This is a genomic window from Pseudomonas sp. NPDC089406, from assembly GCF_044900265.1.
GTDB classification, from domain to species: Bacteria; Pseudomonadota; Gammaproteobacteria; order Pseudomonadales; family Pseudomonadaceae; genus Aquipseudomonas; species Aquipseudomonas fakonensis.
The window spans coordinates 41,501-66,606 of sequence record NZ_JBJDNC010000008.1; the positions used below are offsets into that span (position 1 = coordinate 41,501).

A 25,106-nucleotide genomic window follows, 5' to 3' on the forward strand; every position below is an offset into this window, starting at 1 on the left:
CAACGCCGGGGCGGGGTTGAACGTCACCGCGCAGCGCCGCACCGTCGGCACCGCGCCCAAGTACATTGTGGGGATACATGCAGACACTGAAGGTCGACCTGGGCGAGCGTAGCTACCCCATCTACATTGGCGAGGGCCTGCTGGACCAGCCCGAACTGCTGGCGCCGCACATCCACGGCCGGCAGGTGGCCATCGTCTCCAACGAAACCGTCGCGCCTCTGTATCTCGAACGCCTGAGCAAGACCCTGGGTGCCTACTCGGTGCAGCCGGTGATCCTGCCGGACGGCGAAGCCCACAAGAACTGGGAAACCCTGCAACTGATCTTCGACGGGCTGCTGACCGCTCGTCACGACCGCCGTACCACCGTGGTCGCACTCGGTGGCGGCGTTATCGGCGACATGGCCGGCTTTGCCGCCGCTTGCTACCAGCGCGGCGTCGACTTCATCCAGGTGCCGACCACGTTGTTGTCCCAGGTGGACTCGTCGGTGGGCGGCAAGACCGGCATCAACCACCCGCTGGGCAAGAACATGGTCGGGGCCTTCTACCAGCCCAACGCCGTATTGATCGACACTACCAGCCTGAAAACACTGCCTGCGCGTGAGCTGTCCGCCGGGCTTGCCGAAGTGATCAAGTACGGGCTGATCTGCGACGAGCCGTTCCTTGGCTGGCTCGAAGACAACATGCAGGCCCTGCGCACGCTGGAGCCTGCCGCCCTGACCGAAGCCATTCGCCGCTCCTGCGCTGCCAAGGCGGCTGTGGTGGGCGCCGACGAGCGCGAGTCGGGGGTGCGTGCCACCCTCAACCTCGGCCACACCTTCGGCCACGCCATCGAGACCCACATGGGCTATGGCGTCTGGCTGCATGGCGAGGCGGTGTCGGCAGGTACGGTAATGGCCCTGGAGATGTCCATGCGCCTGGGCTGGATCGACCAGGCCGGGCGTGATCGCGGCATTCGCCTGCTGCAGGATGCAGGATTGCCGGTGGTGCCACCACAGGAAATGACCCCGGCGCATTTCATGGAGCACATGGCAGTCGACAAGAAAGTGCTCGATGGCCGCCTGCGCCTGGTGCTGCTGCGCCAGATGGGCGAGGCCGTCGTCACCGACGACTATCCGAAAGAGATTCTTCAGGCCACGCTGGCAGCGGATTACCGCGCGATCGTGGCCCAGCTTTGAGGTTGTGACAACGCAATGAGCACTCTGCATGCCGATGAGGCGTTCCTCGAACATTACCAACTGACCCACGACCCGTTCGCCCCGCGGGTACCGGGCTTCAAGTTCTTCCCGGCCCAGCGCAAGCCGGTGCTGGGCCAGTTGCATCACCTGGCGCGCTACAGCCAGTTGATGCTGGTGGTCACCGGCCCCGTGGGCAGTGGCAAGACCTTGCTGCGTCAGGCGCTGGTGGCCAGCACCAACAAACAGTCGGTGCAAAGCGTGGTGGTATCCGCCCGTGGTGCCGCCGATGCCGCCAGCGTGCTCGGCCAGGTAGCCCAGTCGCTGAACGTGGCCCAGCCCGAGGTGCAGGCGATCCTGTCGCAGGTGGTACAGCTGGCGCTGACTGGCCAGGAAGTCTATTTGCTGGTGGACGATGCGGAACAACTCGACGAGTCGGCACTCCAAGCGTTGCTGGAGTTGGCGGCGGGCGTGGCCGAAGGCCGTCCGCATGTGTTCCTGTTCGGTGAGCCTTCGCTGATCGCCGGGCTCGACGAGCTCAGCATCGAGGAAGAACGCTTCCACATCATCGAGCTTGCGCCTTACAGCGAGGAAGAAACCCGCGAGTACCTGGAGCAGCGCCTGGATGGTGCAGGCCGGGGCATAGAGGTATTCACCCGCGAACAGATCGTCGACATCCACGAAAACTCCGACGGGTGGCCTGGCACCATCAACCAGGTCGCTCGCGATACCTTGATCGAAGCCATGATCGCCAGCCGGACCACGGCCAAGCGACCATCCATGGGGTTCAAAATGCCTAAGAAACACGTACTTGCGCTGTCCGCTGTGGTCGTGGTCGCCGTTGGTGCTGCGGTACTGATGCCGAAGAAGGGCGACAAGGCGCCTACCGAGGCACCTGCCGCCCAGGCCCAGCTGCCCTTGGGCCAGCAAGGCGGTGCGGCGCCGAACATCGAGTTCTCTGGCTCGTCGCAGCCGATGCCTCTGCCGCTGGTCGGCCAGTCGCAGCCGGTAATGCGCGAACCGCTGGCGCAAGCCGCTGGCATGGGGGATGGCGAGGAGGCGAGCCCGGCCGGCAACACTGCCCTGCAGCCTGCCGCGCCATCAGCCGCTGTGCCGCCGACCGTGACCACCATCGCGCCGCCACAGGGGGCCACCGCCAGCGCTGCGCCGGCACCGGCCCAGCCCGTGACCAACGCTCCGGTTGCGCCTGCGCAAAAGCCTGTCGCAACCCAGCCGGCCAAACCGGTTGCACCCGCCAAGCCGGCTGCGGCACCAGCCCAGGTCGCCACTGCCAAGCCAGCCGCCAAGCCTGCCGAAAAACCGGCCGCCGGCGGCGCTGGCAACAGCAACTGGTACGCCGGGCAAAAGGCCGGTAATTACGTGGTGCAGATCTTCGGCACCAGCTCCGAGGCGTCGGCCCAGGCCTTCGTCAAGGCGCAGGGTGGCGACTATCGCTACTTCCGCAAGAACCTGCAGGGCAAGCCGCTGTACGTGGTCACTTACGGCAACTTCGCCAACCGCGACGCAGCCGCTGCGGCAATCAAGAACTTGCCAGCCAAGGTCCAGGCTGGTAAACCTTGGCCACGAACCGTCGGCAGCGTCCAACAAGAGCTGGCCACGGCCCGCTGATACCTTCCGGGCGGCATCACCCCGCCGCCCAGTTGCCGAGCGACTTCCAGCTTTTCAACTAGCCTGCTGCGCCTGAGCGCGGCAGGCTTTTCTGTCCCGGACTGCCGGCCAAAAGCCCTCTGTTGCAGTCATGGCTGAAACGCTTCAGACTCGAGCCAAGCCGCTATCACGGCGCATGGCGCAAAAACATTCAAAATTGCGACATAAATTTTCAATGGTGAGACATGAAAATTTGTGGGCGTCGCTGTCCCTGTGCAACAATGGTTTTCCATGGCCACCGCAAAAAAGCTGGCGTTTGATCGGCGTGGATGGTAAGTGGTTGTTAAAAAAGAGATTTGCCTCCGGCTGAGGGGCGAACCTGGTGAGAAAGTGTCTATGAAAACAGGTCTGTACCATCCCGAAGAATTCAAGGACAACTGTGGTTTTGGCCTGATTGCCCATATGACGGGCGAGCCAAGTCACCACCTTCTGCAAACCGCCATGCAGGCCCTGACCTGCATGACCCACCGCGGCGGTATCAACGCCGACGGCAAGACCGGTGACGGTTGCGGTCTGCTCATGCAGAAGCCCGATCAATTCCTGCGTGCCGTGGCCCAGGAACACTTTGCCGTCGAACTGCCCAAGCAGTACGCCGTCGGCATGGTGTTCTTCAACCAGGACCCGGTCAAAGCCGAAGCTGCCCGCGCCAACATGGACCGCGAGATCGTCAACGCCGGCCTCAAGCTGGTTGGCTGGCGTAAAGTCCCGATCGACACCAGCGTACTCGGCCGCCTGGCGCTTGAGCGCCTGCCGCAGATCGAGCAGGTGTTCATCGGCGCCGAAGGCCTGAGTGATCAGGAATTCGCCATCAAGCTGTTCAGTGCCCGTCGCCGTTCGTCCGTGGCCAACGCCCACGACGCCGACCACTACATCTGCAGCTTTTCGCACAAGACCATCATCTACAAAGGCCTGATGATGCCGCGCGATCTGGCGGCCTTCTATCCGGACCTCGGTGACGAGCGCCTGCAAACCGCGATCTGCGTGTTCCACCAGCGCTTCTCCACCAACACCCTGCCGAAATGGCCGCTGGCCCAGCCGTTCCGCTTCCTCGCCCACAACGGCGAGATCAACACCATCACCGGCAACCGCAACTGGGCCATGGCCCGTCGCACCAAGTTCGCCAACGACCAGATCCCCGACCTCGAAGAGCTCGGCCCGCTGGTCAACCGCGTCGGTTCCGACTCCTCGAGCATGGACAACATGCTCGAGCTGATGGTCACCGGCGGCATCGACCTGTTCCGCGGCGTGCGCATGCTGGTACCGCCAGCCTGGCAGAACGTCGAGACCATGGACGCCGACCTGCGCGCCTTCTACGAATACAACTCCATGCACATGGAGCCGTGGGACGGCCCGGCCGGTATCGTCATGACCGAAGGCCGCCACGCGGTGTGCCTGCTCGACCGCAACGGCCTGCGCCCGGCACGTTGGGTGACCACCACCAACGGCTACATCACCATCGCCTCGGAAATCGGCGTGTGGGGCTACCAGCCTGATGAAGTGGTCGCCAAGGGCCGTGTCGGCCCGGGCCAGATCCTCGCCGTCGACACCGAGACCGGCCAGATCCTCGACACCGACGCCATCGACAACCGCCTGAAGTCGCGCCACCCGTACAAGCGCTGGCTGCGTCAGCACGCCACGCGCATCCAGGCGACCTTGACCGACGACCAGGGCGTGGCCAGCTACGACGCCGACCAGCTCAAGCAATACATGAAGATGTTCCAGGTCACCTTCGAGGAGCGTGACCAGGTGCTGCGCCCGCTGGGCGAGCAGGGCCAGGAAGCGGTCGGCTCGATGGGTGACGACACGCCGATGGCCGTGCTGTCGCAGCGCGTACGTTCGCCGTACGACTTCTTCCGCCAGCAGTTCGCCCAGGTGACCAACCCGCCGATCGACCCGCTGCGTGAAGCGATCGTGATGTCGCTGGAAATCTGCCTGGGCGCCGAGCGCAACATCTTCCAGGAATCCCCCGAGCACGCCTCGCGGGTGATCCTCAGCTCGCCGGTCATCTCGCCCGCCAAGTGGCGCTCGCTGATGAACCTGGAGCGCGAAGGCTTCGACCGCCAGCTGATCGACCTCAACTACGACGAAAGCCTCGGCCTGGAAGCGGCCGTGCGCAACATCGCCGACCAGGCTGAAGAAGCCGTACGTGGCGGCAAGACCCAGCTGGTGCTGAGCGACCGCTACATCGCCCCGGGCAAGCTGCCGGTGCATGCTTCGCTGGCCGTTGGCGCGGTGCACCACCGCCTCACCGAACAGGGCCTGCGCTGCGACAGCAACATCCTGGTCGAGACCGCCACCGCCCGCGACCCGCACCACTTCGCCGTGCTGCTGGGCTTCGGCGCCTCGGCCGTGTACCCGTACCTGGCCTACGAAGTGCTGGCCGACCTGATCCGTACCGGCGAAGTGCTGGGCGATCTGGACGAAGTCTTCAAGTACTACCGCAAAGGCATCTCCAAGGGCCTGCTGAAGATCCTGTCGAAGATGGGCATCTCCACCATCGCCTCGTACCGTGGCGCGCAGCTGTTCGAAGCCATTGGCCTGGCCGAAGAAGTGGTCGGCCTGAGCTTCAAGGGCGTGTCCAGCCGCATCAAGGGCGCGCGCTTCGTCGATCTTGAGAGCGACCAGAAGCTGCTGGCCGCCGAAGCCTGGAGCGCGCGCAAGCCGATCCAGCAAGGTGGCCTGCTGAAGTTCGTCCACGGCGGCGAATACCACGCCTACAACCCGGATGTGGTCAACACCCTGCAGGCCGCCGTGCAGCAGGGCGACTACGCCAGGTTCAAGGAATACACCACGCTGGTCGACCAGCGCCCGGTGTCGATGATCCGCGACCTGCTCAAGGTCAAGGTGGCCGACCAGGCCCTGCCGCTGGAGCAGATCGAGCCGCTGGAAGCCATCCTCAAGCGCTTCGACTCCGCTGGCATCTCGCTGGGTGCACTGTCGCCAGAAGCCCACGAGGCCCTGGCCGAGGCGATGAACCGCCTGGGCGCGCGCTCCAACTCCGGTGAGGGCGGTGAAGACCCGTCGCGCTACGGCACCATCCGCAGCTCGAAGATCAAGCAGGTGGCCACCGGCCGCTTTGGCGTGACCCCGGAATACCTGGTCAACGCCGAAGTGCTGCAGATCAAGGTTGCCCAGGGCGCCAAGCCCGGCGAAGGCGGCCAACTGCCAGGCGGCAAGGTCAACGGCCTGATCGCCAAGCTGCGCTATGCGGTACCCGGCGTGACCCTGATCTCGCCACCGCCGCACCACGACATCTACTCGATCGAAGACCTGGCCCAGCTGATCTACGACCTCAAGCAGGTCAACCCGCAGGCGCTGGTCTCGGTCAAGCTGGTGGCAGAAGCCGGCGTCGGCACCATCGCCGCAGGCGTTGCCAAGGCCTACGCCGACCTGATCACCATCTCCGGCTACGACGGTGGCACCGGCGCTTCGCCGCTGACCTCGATCAAGTACGCCGGCGCCCCGTGGGAGCTGGGCCTGGCCGAAACCCATCAGACCCTGCGCGGCAACGACCTGCGCGGCAAGGTGCGGGTGCAGACCGACGGCGGCCTGAAAACCGGCCTGGACGTGATCAAGGCGGCCATCCTCGGCGCCGAGAGCTTCGGCTTCGGCACCGCGCCGATGATCGCCCTGGGCTGCAAGTACCTGCGCATCTGCCACCTGAACAACTGCGCCACCGGCGTAGCCACGCAGAACGACAAGCTGCGCAAGGACCACTACATCGGCACCGTCGACATGGTGATCAACTTCTTCACCTTCGTCGCCGAAGAAACCCGCGAGTGGCTGGCCAAGCTGGGCGTGCGCAGCCTCGGCGAGCTGATCGGCCGTACCGACCTGCTCGACGTGCTGCCGGGCGACACCGAGCGCCAGCAGTACCTCGACCTGTCGCCGCTGCTGGGCAGCTCGCACATTCCGGCCGACAAGCCGCAGTTCTGCGAAGTGGACAAGAACCCGCCGTTCGACAAGGGCGAGCTGGCCGAGAAGATGGTCGAGATGGCCCTGGCGTCGATCCGTGACCAGGCCGGTGGCGAGTTCAGCCTCGACATCTGCAACTGCGACCGTTCCATCGGTGCCCGTATCTCTGGCGAAATCGCCAAGCTGTACGGCAACCAGGGCATGGCCGCCAAGCCGATCACCTTCCGCTTCAAGGGCACTGCCGGGCAGAGCTTCGGCGTGTGGAACGCCGGTGGCCTGAACCTGCACCTGGAAGGCGATGCCAACGACTACGTCGGCAAGGGCATGACCGGCGGCAAGGTGACCATCGTGCCACCTGCCGGCAGCCCGTTCGAAACCCAGCACAGCGCCATCGTCGGCAACACCTGCCTGTACGGCGCCACTGGCGGCAAGCTGTTCGCCGCCGGCACCGCTGGCGAGCGCTTTGCTGTACGTAACTCCGGCGCCCACGCTGTGGTCGAGGGCACCGGCGATCACTGCTGTGAATACATGACCGGCGGCTTTGTCTGCGTTCTGGGCAAGACCGGTTACAACTTCGGTTCTGGCATGACTGGCGGCTTCGCCTACGTGCTCGACATGGACAACACCTTCGTCGACAAACTCAACCATGAGCTGGTGGAAATCCAGCGCATCAGTGGTGAGGCGATGGAGGCCTACCGCAGCCACCTGGCGCGGGTCCTGGGCGAGTACGTCGAAGAAACCGGCAGCGCGTGGGGGCGTGAGCTCTTCGAGAACCTGGACGACTATGTGCGGCGCTTCTGGCTGGTCAAGCCCAAGGCGGCCAACCTCAAGCAACTGCTGTCCAGCACCCGTGCCAACCCGCAGTAACAACAGCTGCAAGTGGCAGGCCCCGTGCGCGGGGCCTGCCCGGCTCAAGTGATCGTCTTGCAGCTTGCGGCTGATGCCGGCAACTGCGGTAAAGAGGTTTTGAAAAATGGCTGAACGTCTGAACAACGACTTCCAGTTCATCGAAGTGGGCCGCAAGGACCCGAAGAAAAAACTGCTGCGCCAGCGCAAGAAGGAGTTCGTCGAAATCTACGAACCCTTCAAGCCGCAGCAGTCCGTCGAGCAGGCGCACCGCTGCCTGGGCTGCGGCAACCCGTACTGCGAATGGAAGTGCCCGGTACACAACTTCATCCCCAACTGGCTGAAGCTGGTGTCCGAGGGCAACATCCTGGCTGCGGCGGAGCTTTCGCACCAGACCAACACCCTGCCGGAAGTGTGCGGCCGCGTGTGCCCGCAGGACCGCCTGTGTGAAGGTGCCTGCACCCTCAACGACGGCTTCGGCGCGGTAACCATCGGCTCGGTGGAGAAGTACATCACCGACACCGCCTTCGCCATGGGCTGGCGCCCGGACATGTCCAAGGTCAAGCCCACCGGCAAGCGCGTCGCCATCATCGGCGCAGGCCCTGCGGGCCTGGGCTGTGCCGACGTGCTGGTGCGTGGCGGCGTAACCCCGGTGGTGTTCGACAAGAACCCCGAGATCGGTGGCCTGCTGACCTTCGGCATCCCCGAGTTCAAGCTGGAAAAGACCGTGCTCAGCAACCGCCGTGAAGTGTTCACCGGCATGGGCATCGAGTTCCGCCTGAATACCGAGGTGGGCAAGGACATCAGCATGGAACAGCTGCTTGCCGAGTACGACGCCGTGTTCATGGGCATGGGTACCTACACCTACATGAAGGGCGGCTTCCCCGGTGAAGACCTGCCAGGCGTGCACGATGCGCTGGACTTCCTGATCGCCAACGTCAACCGCAACCTGGGCTTTGAAAAGTCGCCGGAAGACTTCGTCGACATGCAGGGCAAGAAGGTTGTGGTGCTGGGTGGTGGCGACACCGCGATGGACTGCAACCGCACCTCGATCCGCCAGGGCGCCAACTCGGTGACCTGCGCCTATCGCCGCGACGAGGCCAACATGCCGGGCTCGCGCAAAGAGGTGAAGAACGCCAAGGAAGAGGGCGTGAAGTTCCTCTACAACCGCCAGCCCATCGCCATCGTCGGCGAGGATAAGGTCGAAGGCGTGAAGGTGGTCGAGACCCGTCTCGGCGAGCCGGATGCCCGTGGCCGGCGCAGCCCCGAGCCGATCCCGGGCTCCGAAGAGATCCTTCCGGCCGACGCCGTGGTGATCGCCTTTGGCTTTCGCCCAAGCCCTGCACCGTGGTTCGAGCAGCATGGCATCCAGCTGGACAGCCAGGGCCGCGTGGTGGCACCGGAGAAGGCCAAATTCAAGCACCAGACCAGCAACCCGAAAGTGTTCGCCGGTGGCGACATGGTGCGCGGTTCGGACCTGGTGGTGACGGCGATCTTCGAAGGGCGCAACGCCGCTGAAGGTATCCTGGACTACCTGGAAGTCTGATCCATCGCTGGGGCCGCTTTGCGGCCCTTTCGCGACACAAGGCCGCTCCTACAGGAGAATGCGATCTTCTGTAGGAGCGGCCTTGTGTCGCGAAAGGGCTGCAGAGCAGCCCCAGGTTCCAGGTTTTGTATACAAATTCGTTTGACCTGTGGCACCCAATAGACAAAACGCATGGCCATGGCCGTGCCTTTTGCGCTAGCGTCTGAGAAAATGCCCGCACTTTTTTTCCGGATGCCGACATGACTGCCCTGAAGAACGATCGTTTCCTGCGTGCGCTGCTCAAGCAACCCGTAGACGTCACCCCGGTCTGGATGATGCGCCAGGCCGGCCGCTACCTGCCGGAGTATCGCGCCAGCCGTGCCAAGGCAGGCGACTTCATGAGCCTGTGCATGAACCCGCAGTTCGCCTGCGAGGTCACCCTGCAGCCGCTGGAGCGCTACCCGCTGGACGCGGCGATCCTGTTCTCGGACATCCTCACCATCCCTGATGCCATGGGCCAGGGCCTGTACTTCGAAACCGGCGAAGGTCCGCGTTTCAAGAAGGTCATCAGCACCCTTGCCGACATCGAGGCGCTACCAATCCCCGACCCGCAAAAAGACCTGGGCTATGTGATGGACGCCGTCAGCACCATCCGCCGCGAGCTCAACGGCCGGGTGCCGCTGATCGGCTTCTCCGGCAGCCCCTGGACCCTGGCCACCTACATGGTCGAGGGCGGTTCGTCGAAGGATTTCCGCAAGACCAAGGCCATGGCCTACGACAACCCCGAGGCCCTGCACCTGCTGCTGGACAAACTCGCCCAGTCGGTCACCAGCTACCTCAACGGGCAGATCCTTGCCGGTGCGCAAGCGGTGCAGATCTTCGACACCTGGGGTGGCAACCTGTCGGCGGCGGCCTACCAGGAGTTCTCGCTCAGCTACATGCGCAAGATCGTCAGCGGGCTGATTCGCGAGCATGAAGGGCGCAAGGTGCCGGTGATCCTCTTCACCAAGAACGGCGGCCTGTGGCTGGAGAGCATCGCCGAAGCCGGCGCCGACGCACTGGGCCTGGACTGGACCTGCGAAATCGGCGACGCCCGCCGCCGTGTCGGTGACAAGGTGGCCCTGCAGGGCAACATGGACCCGACCGTGCTGTACGCCAAGCCCGAAGCCATCCGCAAGGAAGTGGCGCGCATCCTGGCCAGCTACGGCAAGGGCACCGGCCATGTGTTCAACCTGGGCCACGGCATTACCCCGGAAGTCGACCCGGAACACGCCGGCGTGTTCATCAACGCTGTGCATGAGTTGTCGGCGCAGTATCACCAGTAATTACGTCTGCTCGAGAAGCCCGGCCAAGTGTCGGGCTTTTTTTTGCATTAAGTTTGAATTCAGCGATCGTCGGTAATCTGGTCCCATCAAAACGCAAACAGGACCCGATCATCATGAAAGCCCGCTACCTGCCCCTGATCCTCGCCCCGCTGTTCAGCACCGCCGCCCTGGCTGCCGGCTACACCGGCCCAGGTGCACAGTCGGTGACCACCGTCGCCGCCGCCAACGACGCCGCCGATGACACCCCGGTGGTGCTGCAGGGCTACGTGACCAAGAAGATCAATAACGACGACAAGTACGAGTTCAAGGGCAACACCGGCACCATCACCGTCGAGATCGACGACGAAGACCTGCCGCCGACCCCGTTCAACGACAAGACCAAGGTCAAGCTGACCGGCGAGGTGGAGAAACACCTGATGAGCCGTGAGGTGGATGTGGATATCGTCGAGATCATCAACTGATCCGAGGGCCAAATCGCCGGCAAGCCGGCTCCTACACGGATCCCTGTAGGAGCCGGCTTGCCGGCGATTTGGCCCTTCAGGCGACTTTGGGCGGCAGCCGGCTCAGGTGCAGCGCCACCAGCAACGCCACTGCCAGCAAGCTGCCAATGAACAACCCGATGCCGTTCCAGCCCCACTGGTGCCAGAACACCCCGCCAGCGGTGCCCGCCACACTCGACCCCGCGTAGTAGCAGAACAGGTACAGCGACGATGCCTGCCCCTTGGCCTTCAATGCCCGCCGGCCGATCCAGCTGCTGGCCACCGAGTGCGCGCCGAAAAAGCCGAAGGTGAACACCAGCATGCCGACGATGATCATCGCCAGGGGGCTGGCCAGGGTCAGCAGCAGGCCGCCGCTCATCACCAGGATGCTCGCCCAGAACACCTTGCGCCGGCCCAGCTTGTCGGCCAGCGCGCCCACCTGCGCCGAACTGTAGATACCCGACAGGTACACCACCGACAGCAAGCCGACCAGCGCCTGGTTCATGTGGTAAGGGCCGGCCAGCAGGCGGTAGCCGATGTAGTTGAACAGGGTGACGAAGGCGCCCATCAGCAAGAAGGCTTCGAGGAACAGCCAGGGCAGGCCGGCATCCTTGAAGTGCTGGGTGAAGCCGTCCAGCAGGCTGCGCGGGTTCAGCGCCTGGGGGCGGAAGTTGCGCGACTCGGGCAGCACCTTCCAGAACACCGCTGCCGCTGCCAGCGCCAGCCCGCCGATCACCAGCATTGCCGTGTGCCAGCTGGCGAAGTCGATCAGCACGCCGGTGATCAAGCGCCCGCTCATGCCGCCGATGGCGTTGCCGCCAATGTACAGGCCCATGGCCAGGCCGATGTGCTGCGGGTGGATCTCCTCGCTGAGGTAGGTCATCGCCACCGCCGCCAGGCCGCTCAGCGACAGGCCCACCAATGCGCGGGTGGCCAGCACCAGTTCCCAACTCGGCATTACGGCGCTGGCCAACGTGGCCAGGGCCGCGCTGGCCAGGGCGAAGACCATCACCGGCTTGCGCCCGATGCGGTCGGAAATCGGCCCGGTGATCAGCAAGCCGATGGCCAGCATGGCGGTGGCCACCGACAGCACCAGGCTGCTTTGCGCTGCGTTGATGGCAAATTCCTGCGACAGCAGCGGCATCATCGGCTGCACGCAATACAGCAGGGCAAAGGTGGCGAAGCCGCCGCTGAACAGGGCCAGCACGGTCTTCATGAACGCGGGGGTGCCTTTTTCGATCCAGCTGTCGTTGAAGACGGGGTCGGGTTCGGCGGGCAGGGGGGCTACGGCTGATCTCACGGATGGGTACCTCGGGCACGCTGGCCGGTGTTGCAGTGAAGAGTTGCGATGAAACCTGCGATGAAAAAATCATATAGCCGGCTAATGATTAGATCCAATATATTGTTCGACCTGTTTAAGACGTTTTACGACCTATTGAGAGGCTGCTCATGGAACTGCGCCACCTGCGTTACTTCATCGCCGTGGCCGAAGAGCTGCACTTTGGCCGCGCGGCCCAGCAACTGGGCATCTCGCAGCCGCCGCTGAGCCAGCAGATCCAGGCCCTGGAGCAGGAGCTGGGGGCGCGCTTGTTCGAGCGCACCAACCGTCGGGTCGAGCTCAGCGAAGCCGGCCGGCTGTTCCTCGACGAGGCCCGCCAGGTGCTGGCGCAGGTGGACAAGGCGGCCGATGTAGCGCGCCGGGCGCAGTTGGGCGAGCTGGGTGAGATGAAGATCGGCTTCACCTCGTCGGCACCTTTCACCTCGCGCATTCCCCAGGCGATCCATGCCTTCCGCCAGCGTTTCCCCTCGGTGCACCTGAACCTCAAGGAGATGAGCAGCCGCGACGTGGTGGAGGCGGTGTACGACGAGTCCATCGAAGTGGGCCTGATGCGGCCGATGCCGCTGCCCGAGGGCATCCTCTGCACTGAACTGTTCCGCGAACCGCTGGTGGCTGTGCTCAACGCCTCGCACCCGCTGGCGGCAGGCAGCGAGCAGGGCATCTACATGCAGGCGCTGGCCCATGAGCCGTTCGTGTTCTTCCCGCGCAGTTATGGCAGCGGCTTGCATGCGCAGTTGCTGAGCCTGGCGCGCCAGGCCGGTTTCAGCCCGCATTTCGCCCAGGAAGCCGGCGAGGCGATGACCATCATCGGGCTGGTCTCGGCGGGGCTTGGGGTGTCGGTGCTGCCGGCCTCGTTCCAGCGCATGCGCATCGAGGGCGTGGTGTACCGCACGCTGCTGGACGAGGAGGCCATGACCGCAGTGTGGCTGGTACGCCGCGAGGCATCGAGCTCGGCCATGGCCAATGCGTTCGTTGCCCTGCTGGCCGGGCTGCAAATGCCCGAAGGTGCTGGCTAAACCGCTGCGCTGGTCACATACTCGGGCATTCGTTGATACACGGAGGTCTGACATGCGGCGCGTGGTATTCAATCAGAAAGGTGGCGTGGGCAAGTCGAGCATTGCCTGCAACCTGGCGGCGGTAAGTGCCAGTGAAGGCTACCGGACCCTGCTGATCGACCTGGATGCCCAGGCCAACTCCACCCAGTACCTCACCGGCCTGACCGGCGACGACATCCCCATGGGCATTGCCGACTTCTTCAAGCAGTCGCTGTCCAGCGGCCCGTTCGCCAAGAAGAACAAGGTCGATATCTACGAAACCCCGTTCGACAACCTGCACGTGGTCACCGCCACGGCGGAGCTGGCCGACCTGCAACCAAAGCTTGAGGCCAAGCACAAGATCAACAAGCTGCGCAAATTGCTCGAAGAACTGGACGAAGACTACGACCGGATCTACATCGACACCCCGCCGGCCCTGAATTTTTACGCGGTTTCTGCGTTGATCGCCGCTGATCGCGTGCTGATCCCCTTCGACTGCGACAGTTTTTCGCGCCAGGCGCTGTACGGCCTGCTGGCCGAAATCGATGAATTGAAAGAAGACCACAACGACGAGCTGGTGGTCGAGGGCATCGTGGTCAACCAGTTCCAGTCACGGGCCAGCCTGCCCCAGCAGATGCTCGACGAGCTGCTGGCCGAGGGTTTGCCGGTGTTGCCGGTGTACCTGGGCAGTTCGGTGAAGATGCGCGAATCGCACCACGCCAACCTGCCGCTGATTCATCTGGAGCCACGGCACAAGCTGACCCAGCAGTTTGTCGAGCTGCATGATTTGCTGGAGAGGAGTGCCTGAGGGCTTTCAGGTGTCCGCCGAAGATTCTTCTGCGCCTGGCAGATCGAGCGCCGCCCGCGCGGCGCATCGCCGGCAAGCCGGCTCCTACAGGGGCCCACGCTGAATTAATGTCGTACTAACAAGGCGTACCCCGGTATCGGTACAGCAGAGATTGGCCCGAAACAGATGTAGGAGCCGGCTTGCCGGCGATGCGCCGCGCGGGCGGCGCTCGATCTCATAGGCGCTGAAAATCTCTCGGCAACCACCTGTCAGCCCCAACGCAATCCCCTCAAACCCCTTGCCCGCGCAACCACTCCAGCAGCGACTGCAACGGAAACGCCCCTGCCTGGCGCGCCACTTCGCGCCCGTTCCTGAACAGGATCAAGCTGGGGATCGAGCGAATGCCCAACTGCCCGGCCAGGTTGCGGTTGGCCTCGCTGTCCAGCTTGGCCAGCCGGCAGCGGCCGCTGAGCTGGCGCGCAGCCTGTTCGAACACCGGGGCGAAGCTCTTGCATGGCCCGCACCAGTCGGCCCACACATCCAGCAGCAGCGGCAGGTCGCCCTTGATCTGGGCGCTGTAGTTGGCTTCGCTGAGGTCGAAGGGGCGGGGCAGCAGCATGTCCTGCTTGCAGCGGCCGCATTTCGGGTTGTCGCCCAGGCGTTCGGCGGGCAGGCGGCTGAGGCCGTTGCAGTGCGGGCAGGGGATTACCAAGGGGGTGGACATCAAGGTCTCCAGTCGAAAAGTGCAGGGGCCGCTGTGCGGCCCAATCGCCGGCAAGCCGGCTCCTACAGGGAGCGTGCATGGCTTGAGAATCAGGATGAACAGCTGATTTCCAGGTGCTTGCCCCACTCCGGTGGACGTTCGGCGTAAGCCTGCATGCCTTCCTGCTCATCAAACGGCTTGCTCAACACCTGGTGCAGCCGCCGCACTTCACTGTAGTCACCGGCTTCAGCCGCCTCGATGGCTTTCTGCGCCAGGTAGTTACGCAGCACGTACAGCGGGTTCACTCCATGCATGCGCTCACGCCGCCCTTCGGCATTGCCCGGCTCGCGCTGGCAGCGCGCCAGGTAGTCGGCGCCCCAGGCATCGAACCCGGCCAGGTCGATGAAGTCGTCACGCACCACCTGCAAGGCCTCGGCCACCGGCTGTTCGCCAAGGCGGCGGAAGAACAGCGTGTAGTCCACGCCGCCGCTCTGCATGCGCTGCAACAGGCGCTCCACCAGCGCCATGTCGTCGTCTTCGGCGGTGGTCAGGCCCAGCCGGCGGCGCATCAGGTCGAGGTAATGGGCCTGGTACAGCGGCAGGAACAGCCCCAGCGCTTCCTTGAGCGGCTCCACCTCGATGACCGTGGTCAGGGCCTGGGCCAGGGCACTGAGGTTCCAGTGGGCGATAGGCACCTGGTTGGCGTAGCTGTAACGGCCACGGTCGTCGGAGTGGTTGCAGATGAAGTTGGCGTCGAAGTCGTCGAGGAAGGCGTAGGGGCCGAAGTCGAAGGTGATGCCGAGGATCGACATGTTGTCGGTGTTCATCACCCCGTGGCAGAAGCCGTAGGCCTGCCAGCGGGCGATCAGTTCGGCGTTGCGCTCGACGATGCTGCGGAACATGGCCAGGTACGGCTGCTCGGCGTCGACGCACTCGGGGTAGTGTTCGCGCAGCACGTGGTCGATGAGTACGCGCTGCTGTTCGGGCTGCTTGGTGTAGTAGAAGTACTCGAAGTGGCCAAAACGCACATGGCTCTGCGCCAGGCGCAGCAGCATGGCGGCGCTCTCGCGGGTTTCGCGCCATACCGGGGTGCTTGAGCCGATCACGCACAGCGCCCGGCTGCTGGGGATGCCGAGGGCGTGCAGCGCTTCGCTTGCGAGGAATTCGCGGATCGACGAGCGCAGCACCGCGCGGCCATCGCCCATGCGCGAGTACGGGGTCTGGCCGGCGCCCTTGAGGTGCAGGTCCCAGTGCTCGCCGGCGTCGTTGACCACCTCGCCCAGCAGCAGCCCGCGGCCATCGCCCAGGCGCGGGTTGTACGAACCGAACTGGTGGCCGGAATAGACCATCGCCCGCGGCTCGGCCTCGGCCCACAGCTTGTGGCCGCTGAACAGCTCGGCGAATACCGGCTCATGGGCCTGGGCCGGGTCGAGGTCGAGCAGCTGCATGGCCGATTCGCTCGCCACCACCAGGCGCGGCTCGGCGATGGGGTCGGGCAGAACCTCGGTGGAGAAGGTATCGCCCAGGCGGGCGAAGCGGTTGTCGAAAGTGAGGTGGTCGAGGGACTTCACGGGGCCGGCTCCTGGGTGTCGTGCCATTGGGGCCGCTTTGCGGCCCTTCGCGGGTAAACCCGCTCCCACAGGGATATCGCCAAGCCTGTGGGAGCGGGTTTACCCGCGATCGAGGGCGCAGCCCTCGCTGGGTTTGAGCACAGAATAAAGTATTCGAACCCTCTTAGGCCCCAGGCGTGCCATCCGTTTTGCCATCCATGGGAATCAACTGCTGCCGGCCACCCTTGGTGTCCATCAGGAACACCTCTACCTGGCGCACCGAAATCTTGATGCCGTGGGCCTTGAACTCGCGGTCGATGTAGCGGTTGACCTCGTCCAGGGTCGGGTTGCGGTCGCCCAGGTCGCGCACGTGCATGCGCAGCTCGTGGTCCAGCGCGCTTTCGCCGAAGTTGAGGAAGTACACGATCGGCTCCGGGTCCTTGAGCACCCGCGGGTTGTCGTGGGCGCCCTTGAGCAGCAGGTCGCGCACCAGGTCCAGGTCCGAGCCGTAGTCGATGCCCAGCTTCAGCGTCACCCGGGTGACCGTGTCGGTCAGCGACCAGTTGATCAGCTGGCCGGTGATGAAGGTCTTGTTGGGGACGATGATGTCCTTGCGGTCGAAGTCGGTGATGGTGGTGGCGCGGATGCGGATCTTGCTCACCGTGCCGGACAGGTTGCCGATGGTGATGGTGTCGCCGATACGCACCGGGCGCTCGAACAAAATCATGATGCCGGAGATGAAGTTGGCGAAGATCTCCTGCATGCCGAAACCCAGCCCCAGCGACAGTGCCGCCACCAGCCACTGCAGCTTGTCCCAGCTCACCCCGAGGGTTGCCAGGGTGCTGACGATGCCCACGCCGACAATCACGTACGACAGCAGCGTGGTGATGGCGTAGGCACTGCCCTGGGCCAGGCTCAGGCGCGACAGCACCAGCACTTCCAGCAGGCCCGGCAGGTTGCTGGCCAGGGCCACGGTGATGCCGGCGATGACCAGCGCACCGAGCAGGTCGCCGAGGCTGATCGGCACCATGCTGGCGGTGGCGCCGGTGCCGCTGCTGTACTCGTACAGGGTGACGTTGTTGAGGTAGGAGAATACGCTGATCAGGTCGGCCCACACCCAGTACAGCCCGGCGATGAAACCGCCGAGCAGGGCCAGGCGGATCAGGCGCAGCGACTGCTGGTTGACCTGCTCGATGTCCAGCGTCGGCTCCTCGATCACCACCTCGCCATCCAAACCTTCCTTGGCCGCCTGGCGCTTGCTCAGCGCACGCTGGTAGGCCAGGCGTCGCGCCGCCACCGACAGGCCGCGCACGAACGCCGCCTCGATCACCAGCCAGAACAGCAGCAGGTAGAGGGTGTAGATCAGCCGGTCGGTGAGCTTCAGGGCGGTGTAGTAGTAGCCGAAGCACACCGCCACGAACAAGGCGATGGGCAGGGCAGTAAAGGCCACCCCCACCGCCTTGCGGAACAGCGAGGTGTCACGGTGCGCCGGGCTGCTCAGCAGCAGGCGGCTGAGCAGCCAGGCCATCAGCGCGTAGCAGGTCAGCACCACGCCGATGCCCAGCACGTCGTCGGCCAGCGCCGAGGGCTGGTGTTCGGCCACCGCCACCACACCCACCAGGGCCAGCACCACGGTGCCCAGGCGGCGCACCCAGCCACGCAGGAATTCGACCTGTGGTTTGTGCCAGCGGAAGTGGATTTCGGCCACCCCGCCCGGGGCGAGGATGCGATACGCGGTGTAGAACACCAGCCAGGCCTGGGCCAGTTGCCACAGGGCGGCGCCCAGGTTGGCGTTCTGCCCGCGGGCGTCGATCTGCAGGGCGTAGCTGCCCAGGGCCAGGGCCAGCGCCAGGGGCATCGCCAGCAGGATGTTGACCAGGATCGCCTGGGGCGTGTGCCACTGGCTGTCGCGCTTGAAGTGGCCGATGTCCTGGTGGACCTTGCCCAGGCGCCGGTACAGCGCCTTGCGCCGCCACAGCAGCGCGCCGATCACCAGCAGTAGCGGCAGGAACAGCAGCGGGCGCTGGATCAGCCCGTCGGCCACTTCGCTTATGCCCGAGCCCCAGGGCAGGCTGGCGACCTGGTCGGCCAGGCGCTGCGGCACGTACTGCAGCCATTCCCAGTCCAGCGGCTTGTTGCTGGGGATCCAGAACATCTGCTCTTCGAGGGTGGTGCGCAGGTTCTGCGCGGTACCCAGCAGTTGCTTCTGGTTCAGCTGCAGGGTGATCGATTCGTTGAGCAGCGCCGAGAGTTCGCGGTTGAGCCGCTCGAGCAGGTCGCTGCGGGTGATCGCCACCTCCAGCAGGGCTTTGCGCAGGGCTGGGCTGGCATCCTCCTGGGGCTGGCTGGCGAGCAGCTTGTCGACGTAGCTGGACGGGCTGCTCATCTGCTCGCGCTGCTGATTGATCTCGAACTGGTACAGGCGGATGTCGGCGATCTGGTCGGCCAGGTCGCGGTCCAGCTTGAGGTGCGGCAGGGCCTGCTTCTGCTTGTAGAGGATCTTCGACAGCAGCAGGCTGCCCTTGAGCACGTTGATCTGCTCGTCCAGCGCCTGGTCGGCCTGGGTCAGGCTGTCGAGCTGCTGCTTGGCGCGCAGGTTCTGCTGGGTCAGCTCGTTGAGCCGGTCGGTGCTCTTGAGCAGGTAGTCGGAGAGCTTGAGGTTGGCCGCGCTTTCGTTGGCCAGCAGGGTGCTGCCGCCGGCCTTCTGCGCCTCGATCGACTGCTGGGTGACGGTTTGCTGGGACTGTGCCAGGCGCTTGTCGTTGATCAGCGTCTGCAGGTCCTGGATCTCCTGCTCCAGGCGTGCGGCGCGCTCGATCAGCAGGTCGTGCTGGGCGCTGCCGAGGTCCTGCAGCAGGCTGTTGCCGGCCAGTTCCTGGCGGCGCAGCAGGGTCAGGGCGTTGAGCGAGGCCTGCTCGGCGTTGAGCTGGTTGCGCAGGTCGCTGGTCAGCGGCTTGCCATTGTCCTTGCCGGCCTTGAGCGCGTTGCTGATCTGCTGGATGCGCGTCTGGTTGTTGCTGATTTCGGCCTGGGCGCGCTCGGGGCGGGTCTGGGCGTTGATGATCAGGCTGTTGGCTTCGCTCAGGGCCTTCTGCAGCTCGCCCTGCTGGGTGCTGCGCTCGCTGAGCATCTGCTCGAGCTGCGGCACGTTGAGGTTGGCGTAGCGCTGGGTCACCGGTGCGCTGCTGCTGCCCTTGAGCTTGATCAGTTCACGCTGGCTGTCGCGGATCTGCTGGGGGGCGCCGGTCAGTTGCTGCTTGAGGGCGGCGAGCTTGTTCTCGCTATCCTCCTTGCTGGCCAGCAGCGCCAGGGTCTGTTCCAGCACCTGCTGCACGGCCTTTTGCTCGGCTTCGGGCAGCTTGCGCTCGGCGATCTTGTCGAGGCTGGTCTGGATGCCGGGGGTGGTGGGTACTTCTGCCGCGCCGGCGGCGAACGACAGGGTCAGGCACAGCCCCAGCAGGGCTGCGCGGCTATACACGCGCAGGGACATAGGCAGAATTCTTGTGCGACGAGGCAAATCGGAGTTTAGAGGAACAACCCGGGGCTTGGCCGGGTTCCTTCGGGGAATCTGACGCCCACTTTCTGGATCTTGTTCCCGTCCATGACCGCGACGGTCCAGATCGTGCTGTGCCATTCGATCTGATCGCCTACTACTGGAGCGCCTCCGACCTTTTGTCGGATGAACTGCGCCAGCGGCATTTTCGCGTCCAGGCCATCGAGTTTCAGGCCATACAGCGCGGCCACCGCACCCAGCTCGGCATCGCCTTCGAGCACGAAATCACCGAAGAAGCGCAGGTCCAGGCCGCGTTGTGGTGCCTGGCTGAACAGCTTGCCCAGGGCCGGCAGGTTGTGTTCGTGGCCGATCACGCAAAGCATGTCGCCCACCTCCAGCACCGTGCTGCCCGAGGGGTGCAGCAGTTGCTCGCCACGAAACAGCGCGGCGATTCGCGTGCCCTCAGGCATTTTCAGCTCGCGCAGGGCGGCGCCGATGCACCACTTTTCGGCGCCCAGGCGATAGACGAACAGCTCCCACTCGCTGGTGATGTGCACCTCCAGCGCCGAACGCGAGATCGGTGCAGGGTCCGGCGGTACGGTGACCTTCAGCAGCTTGGCCATCCACGGCAGGCTGGTGCCCTGCACGAGCAGCGACACCAGCACGATGAAGAACGCCAGGTTGAAGAACAGCTGGGCGTCCGGCAGGCCGGCCATCAGCGGGAACACCGCCAGAATGATCGGCACCGCGCCGCGCAGCCCGACCCAGCTGATGAAGCCTTTTTCGCGACCATGGAAAGCCTTGAACGGCAGCAGCGCGGCGACCACCGACAGCGGCCGCGCCACCAGGATCATCCACAGCGCCAGGCCCAGCGCCGGCACGGCGATGGGCAGCAGGTCGTGGGGGGTGACCAGCAGCCCCAGCACCAGGAACATGCCGATCTGCGCAAGCCAGGCCATGCCGTCGAGCATGTGCAAAATGCCGTGGCGGCTGCGGATCGGCTTGTTGCCCAGCACCAGGCCGCACAGGTACACGGCGAGGAAGCCGCTGCCGTGCAGGGCGTTGGTCAGCGAGAACACCGCCAAGCCCCCGGCCACCACCAGAATCGGGTACAGGCCGCCGGCCAGGTTGATGCGGTTGACCAGCTGCAGCATCAGCCAGCCGCCGCCCAGGCCCAGCAGGCTGCCGATGCCGAACTCGCGCAGCAGGTGGGTGAGCAGGCTCCAGTGCAGGCCGGTCTGGCCGCTGGCGATCATGTCGATCAGGGTGACGGTGAGGAACACCGCCATCGGGTCGTTGCTGCCCGATTCGATTTCAAGCGTGGCGGTGACCCGCTCGTTCAGGCCCTTGCCTCCGAGCAGCGAGAACACTGCCGCAGCGTCGGTGGAGCCGACGATGGCGCCGATCAAAAGGCCCTGGATCAGGCTCAGGTCGAACAGCCAGGCGGCGACCATGCCGGTCAGCCCGGTGGTGATCAGTACGCCGACCGTGGCCAGCGACAGCGCCGGCCACAGCGCCACGCGAAAACTCGCCACCCGGGTGCGCAGACCGCCGTCCAGCAGGATCACCGCCAGGGCCAGGTTGCCCACCAGGTAGGCAGTCGGGTAGTTGTTGAAGATGATGCCGCCACCGTCGACGCCGGCGACCATGCCGACGGCGAGGATGATGACCAGAATCGGGATGCCCAGGCGCGAGGACAGCGAGCTGACCAGGATACTGGCCCCGACCAGCAGAGCGCCGATCAGGAACAGGCTGTTGATGGTGCTCGCATCCAAAGGCGTTACTCCGGTACATCGCGGGGGAAAAAGGACCTTGATAGCCTCGGGCTAGCAGGTCGCGTGCCAATCGATTCTAACCTGATGAATTGGCAGGCTGTAAAGCGTTTCTGCATATGAAAAAAGGCACCTCGAGAGGTGCCTTTTCATTGTGTTGCCTGGCCGGGCCTCATCGCCGGCAAGCCGGCTCCTACAGATATCCCTGTAGGAGCCGGCTTGCCGGCGATTGGCCCTGATGCGGCCTTCAGCCTTGCTTCACTTCACGCATCGGCTTGCCCTTCACCGGGGCATCACCGGCCACGTAGTACTTGGCGGTGCTGCGCGGCAATGGCTTGCGGCCACGGATCTTGTCGGAGATTTTCTCGGCGATCATGATCGTGGTGGCGTTGAGGTTGCCGGTGATGATCAGCGGCATGATCGAGGCGTCGACCACACGCAGGCCCTGCATGCCGTGCACGCGGCCTTCGCCATCGACCACCGCCATGTCGTCGGTGCCCATCTTGCACGAGCAGGACGGGTGGAAGGCGGTTTCGGCGTGCTCGCGGATGAACTTGTCCAGCTGCTCGTCGGTTTGCACGTCGGCGCCCGGGCTGATTTCGCGGCCACGGTACGGGTCCAGCGCCGGCTGGGCCATGATTTCGCGGGTCAGGCGGATGCCGTCACGGAATTCCTGCCAGTCCTGCTCGGTGGCCATGTAGTTGAACAGGATGCTCGGGTGCTGGCGCGGGTTCTTCGACTTGGCCTGGATGCGGCCACGGGCTGGCGAGCGCATCGAGCCCATGTGCGCCTGGAAGCCGTGCTCTTTGACGCCGTTCGAGCCGTTGTAGTTAATCGCAACCGGCAGGAAGTGGTACTGGATGTTCGGCCACTTGAACTCGGGGCGGGTACGGATGAAACCGCCGGCCTCGAACTGGTTGCTGGCGCCGATGCCGGTGCCTTTGAACATCCACTCGGCGCCGATGGCCGGCTGGTTCCACCACAGCAGCGACGGGTACAGCGACACCGGCTGGGTGCAGGCGTACTGCAGGTACAGCTCCAGGTGGTCCTGCAGGTTCTCGCCGACGCCCGGCAGATCGTGCACCACCGGGATGTCGAGGCTTTCCAGCAGGGCGCGCGGGCCCACGCCGGAGCGCTGCAGCAGCTGTGGCGAGGCGATGGCGCCGGAGCTGACGATGACTTCCTTGCGGGCGCGGGCTTCGACGCGCTCTTCGCTGTCACCCACCAGGTAGGTCACACCCACGGCGCGCTTGCCGTCGAACAGCACGCGGTCGCTCAGGGCGTGGGTGACGATGGTCAGGTTGGGGCGCTTCTTGGCCTGGTCCAGGTAACCGCGTGCGGTGCTGGAACGGCGGCCGTTCTTGGTCACCGAACGGTCCATCGGGCCGAAGCCTTCCTGCTGGTAGCCGTTCAGGTCTTCGGTGCGCGGGTAGCCGGCTTGCACGCCGGCCTCGACCATGGCGTGGAACAGCGGGTTGTTGCCGGCTTTTGGCGTGGCAACGCTGACCGGGCCTTCGCCGCCGTGGTAGTCGTTGGGGCCGATGTCGCGGGTTTCGGCTTTGCGGAAGTACGGCAGGCAGTCGAGGTAAGTCCAGTCTTCCAGGCCCGGCAGTTCAGCCCAGCCGTCGAAGTCCATGGCGTTGCCGCGGATGTAGCACATGCCGTTGATCAGCGACGAGCCACCCAGGCCCTTGCCGCGGCCACACTCCATACGGCGGCCGTCCATGTGCGGCTCCGGGTCGGTCTCATAGGCCCAGTTGTAGCGCCGGCCCTGCAGCGGGAAGGCCAGGGCGGCCGGCATCTGGGTGCGGAAGTCGAAGCGGTAGTCGGGGCCACCGGCTTCCAGCAGCAGGACCGTGACGCTGGCGTCTTCGGTCAGGCGGGTGGCCAGGGTGTTACCGGCCGAGCCGGCACCGACGATGATGTAATCGAATTCTTGGGACATGCAAGTACCCTCGTGTTGGCGGTGATCAGGGGGCGGGAACGCCCGTGCGCAGCGGCACGGGCGTGGCTATACGCGGCTTAGAAAACCGAGTTGTAGCCGCCCAGCTCGACCTGGACCGACTTGATGCGAGTGTATTGAGCCAGCGAGCTGACGCCGTTCTCACGGCCGACGCCCGACTGCTTGTAGCCGCCGACCGGCATTTCGGCTGGCGATTCGCCCCAGGCGTTGATCCAGCAGATACCGGCTTCGAGCTTGTGGATGATGCGGTGGGCGCGGGTGATGTCGTTGGTGCACACGCCGGCGGCCAGGCCGTACTCGGTGTCGTTGGCGCGGCGGATGACTTCTTCTTCGGTCTCGTAGGACAGAATGCTCATCACCGGGCCGAAGATCTCTTCCTTGACGATGGTCATGTCGTCGGAGCAATCGGTGAACACGGTCGGGGCAACGAAGGCGCCCTTGGCGAAATCACCGGCGGTCAGACGCTCGCCGCCGCACAGTACGCGGGCACCTTCTTCTTTACCCTTGGCGATGTAGCTGAGCACGCTTTCCATGTGCTGGAAGCTGACCAGCGGGCCGAAGTTGGTGTTCTCGTCTTCCGGGTTGCCGACGCGGATACGCGCAACGCGCTCGGCGATCTTGGCTTCGAAGGCCGCTTTCATCGAGGCCGGGATGAACACGCGGGTGCCGTTGGTGCACACCTGGCCGGAGCTGTAGAAGTTGGCCATCATGGCGATGTCGGCGGCCTTGTCCAGGTCGGCGTCTGCGCAAATGATCAGTGGCGACTTGCCGCCCAGTTCCATGGTGACTTCCTTGAGCGAGGAGCTCGAGGCGCTGGCCATGACCTTTTTACCGGTGGTGGTGCCGCCGGTGAACGAGACTTTCTCGATGCGCGGGTGCTCGGTCAGCCAGGTGCCGACTTCACGGCCACTACCGGTCAACACGTTGAACACGCCGTTCGGCAGGCCCGCTTCGGTGTAGATCTCGGCCAGTTTCAGGGTGGTCAGCGAAGTGACTTCCGAAGGCTTGAAGATCATCGCGTTGCCGGCGGCCAGGGCCGGGGCGGATTTCCACAGGGCGATCTGGATCGGGTAGTTCCAGGCGCCGATACCCACGGTCACGCCCAGCGGCTCGCGGCGGGTGTAGACGAAGGACGATTCGCGCAGCGGGATCTGCTCGCCTTCGATGGCCGGTACCAGGCCTGCGTAGTATTCCAGCACGTCGGCGCCGGTGACGATGTCGACGTAGCGGGTTTCGGAGTACGACTTGCCGGTGTCCAGGGTTTCCAGCTGGGCCAGTTCGTCGTTGCGCTCACGCAGGATGTCGACGGCGCGGCGCAGGATGCGCGAACGCTGCATGGCGGTCATGGCGGCCCAGACTTTTTGGCCGCGCTCGGCGCTTTCAACGGCCTTTTCGACGTCGGCCTGGGTGGCACGCTGTACGTGGGCGAGGACTTCGCCGGTGGCCGGGTTGATGGCCTCGAAGGTGGCATCGCTGCCAGCGTCGACGTAAGCGCCATCAATGTAGAGTTTTTGCGTTCCGAAACGGGCCATAAA

15 protein-coding genes are annotated in these 25,106 nt (G+C 64.8%); 8 read left to right on the forward strand and 7 right to left on the reverse strand.

Going from position 1 to position 25,106, the window contains the following annotated elements; all coding sequences use genetic code 11:
• Positions 1-77 precede the first annotated feature (77 nt).
• The 6 genes from aroB (at position 78) to ACI2KK_RS07870 (ending at position 10,912) form a co-directional block, all read left to right on the forward strand.
• Entirely contained in the window at positions 78-1,175 is a 1,098-nt protein-coding gene (aroB, locus tag ACI2KK_RS07845) for a 3-dehydroquinate synthase (RefSeq protein ID WP_404668508.1), read from the forward strand.
• A gap of 15 nt (positions 1,176-1,190) precedes the next feature.
• A complete protein-coding gene (locus ACI2KK_RS07850; RefSeq protein WP_404668509.1) occupies positions 1,191-2,801 on the forward strand; it encodes an AAA family ATPase in 1,611 nt (536 codons plus the stop codon).
• Between the two features lie 375 nt (positions 2,802-3,176).
• Entirely contained in the window at positions 3,177-7,622 is a 4,446-nt protein-coding gene (gene gltB / locus ACI2KK_RS07855) for a glutamate synthase large subunit (protein ID WP_404668510.1), read from the forward strand.
• A gap of 106 nt (positions 7,623-7,728) precedes the next feature.
• Entirely contained in the window at positions 7,729-9,147 is a 1,419-nt protein-coding gene (locus ACI2KK_RS07860) for an FAD-dependent oxidoreductase (protein WP_404668511.1), read from the forward strand.
• A gap of 239 nt (positions 9,148-9,386) precedes the next feature.
• Positions 9,387-10,451, forward strand: a complete 1,065-nt coding sequence (hemE, locus tag ACI2KK_RS07865) for a uroporphyrinogen decarboxylase (RefSeq protein ID WP_404668512.1) — start codon at positions 9,387-9,389, stop codon at positions 10,449-10,451.
• Positions 10,452-10,564: 113 nt separating this feature from the next.
• On the forward strand, positions 10,565-10,912 hold the full coding sequence (locus ACI2KK_RS07870; protein WP_404668513.1) for a YgiW/YdeI family stress tolerance OB fold protein: 348 nt from the start codon (positions 10,565-10,567) through the stop codon (positions 10,910-10,912).
• Between the two features lie 76 nt (positions 10,913-10,988).
• Here the strand turns inward: ACI2KK_RS07870 and ACI2KK_RS07875 are convergent, their stop codons facing one another.
• On the reverse strand, positions 10,989-12,146 hold the full coding sequence (locus ACI2KK_RS07875; protein ID WP_404668582.1) for an MFS transporter: 1,158 nt from the start codon (positions 12,144-12,146) through the stop codon (positions 10,989-10,991).
• A 233-nt stretch (positions 12,147-12,379) separates the two neighbouring features.
• Here ACI2KK_RS07875 and ACI2KK_RS07880 point away from each other — a divergent pair, with 233 nt between their 5' ends.
• A complete protein-coding gene (locus tag ACI2KK_RS07880) occupies positions 12,380-13,285 on the forward strand; it encodes a LysR substrate-binding domain-containing protein (RefSeq protein WP_404668514.1) in 906 nt (301 codons plus the stop codon).
• A gap of 52 nt (positions 13,286-13,337) precedes the next feature.
• Positions 13,338-14,111: a ParA family protein gene (locus ACI2KK_RS07885; RefSeq protein WP_404668515.1), complete on the forward strand. Its 774-nt coding sequence runs from the start codon at positions 13,338-13,340 to the stop codon at positions 14,109-14,111.
• Positions 14,112-14,379: 268 nt separating this feature from the next.
• On the opposite strand, the gene trxC is transcribed toward ACI2KK_RS07885, so the two are convergent.
• The 6 genes from trxC to betB all read right to left on the reverse strand — a co-directional run bounded on the left by trxC (position 14,380) and on the right by betB (position 25,103).
• Complete coding sequence (gene trxC / locus ACI2KK_RS07890; protein WP_404668516.1) at positions 14,380-14,814, reverse strand: thioredoxin TrxC; 435 nt, start codon at positions 14,812-14,814, stop codon at positions 14,380-14,382.
• 89 nt (positions 14,815-14,903) lie between these two features.
• On the reverse strand, positions 14,904-16,364 hold the full coding sequence (gene selO / locus ACI2KK_RS07895) for a protein adenylyltransferase SelO (RefSeq protein ID WP_404668517.1): 1,461 nt from the start codon (positions 16,362-16,364) through the stop codon (positions 14,904-14,906).
• 163 nt (positions 16,365-16,527) lie between these two features.
• Positions 16,528-19,833 (reverse strand): mechanosensitive channel MscK, encoded by a 3,306-nt coding sequence (gene mscK / locus ACI2KK_RS07900; protein ID WP_404668518.1) that lies wholly within the window; start codon positions 19,831-19,833, stop codon positions 16,528-16,530.
• 35 nt (positions 19,834-19,868) lie between these two features.
• Positions 19,869-21,611, reverse strand: coding sequence for a potassium/proton antiporter (locus ACI2KK_RS07905; RefSeq protein ID WP_217840732.1), 1,743 nt, complete (start codon positions 21,609-21,611; stop codon positions 19,869-19,871).
• Between the two features lie 244 nt (positions 21,612-21,855).
• Entirely contained in the window at positions 21,856-23,553 is a 1,698-nt protein-coding gene (gene betA, locus ACI2KK_RS07910; RefSeq protein WP_217840731.1) for a choline dehydrogenase, read from the reverse strand.
• 77 nt (positions 23,554-23,630) lie between these two features.
• Positions 23,631-25,103 (reverse strand): betaine-aldehyde dehydrogenase, encoded by a 1,473-nt coding sequence (betB, locus tag ACI2KK_RS07915; protein ID WP_404668519.1) that lies wholly within the window; start codon positions 25,101-25,103, stop codon positions 23,631-23,633.
• Positions 25,104-25,106 lie beyond the last annotated feature (3 nt).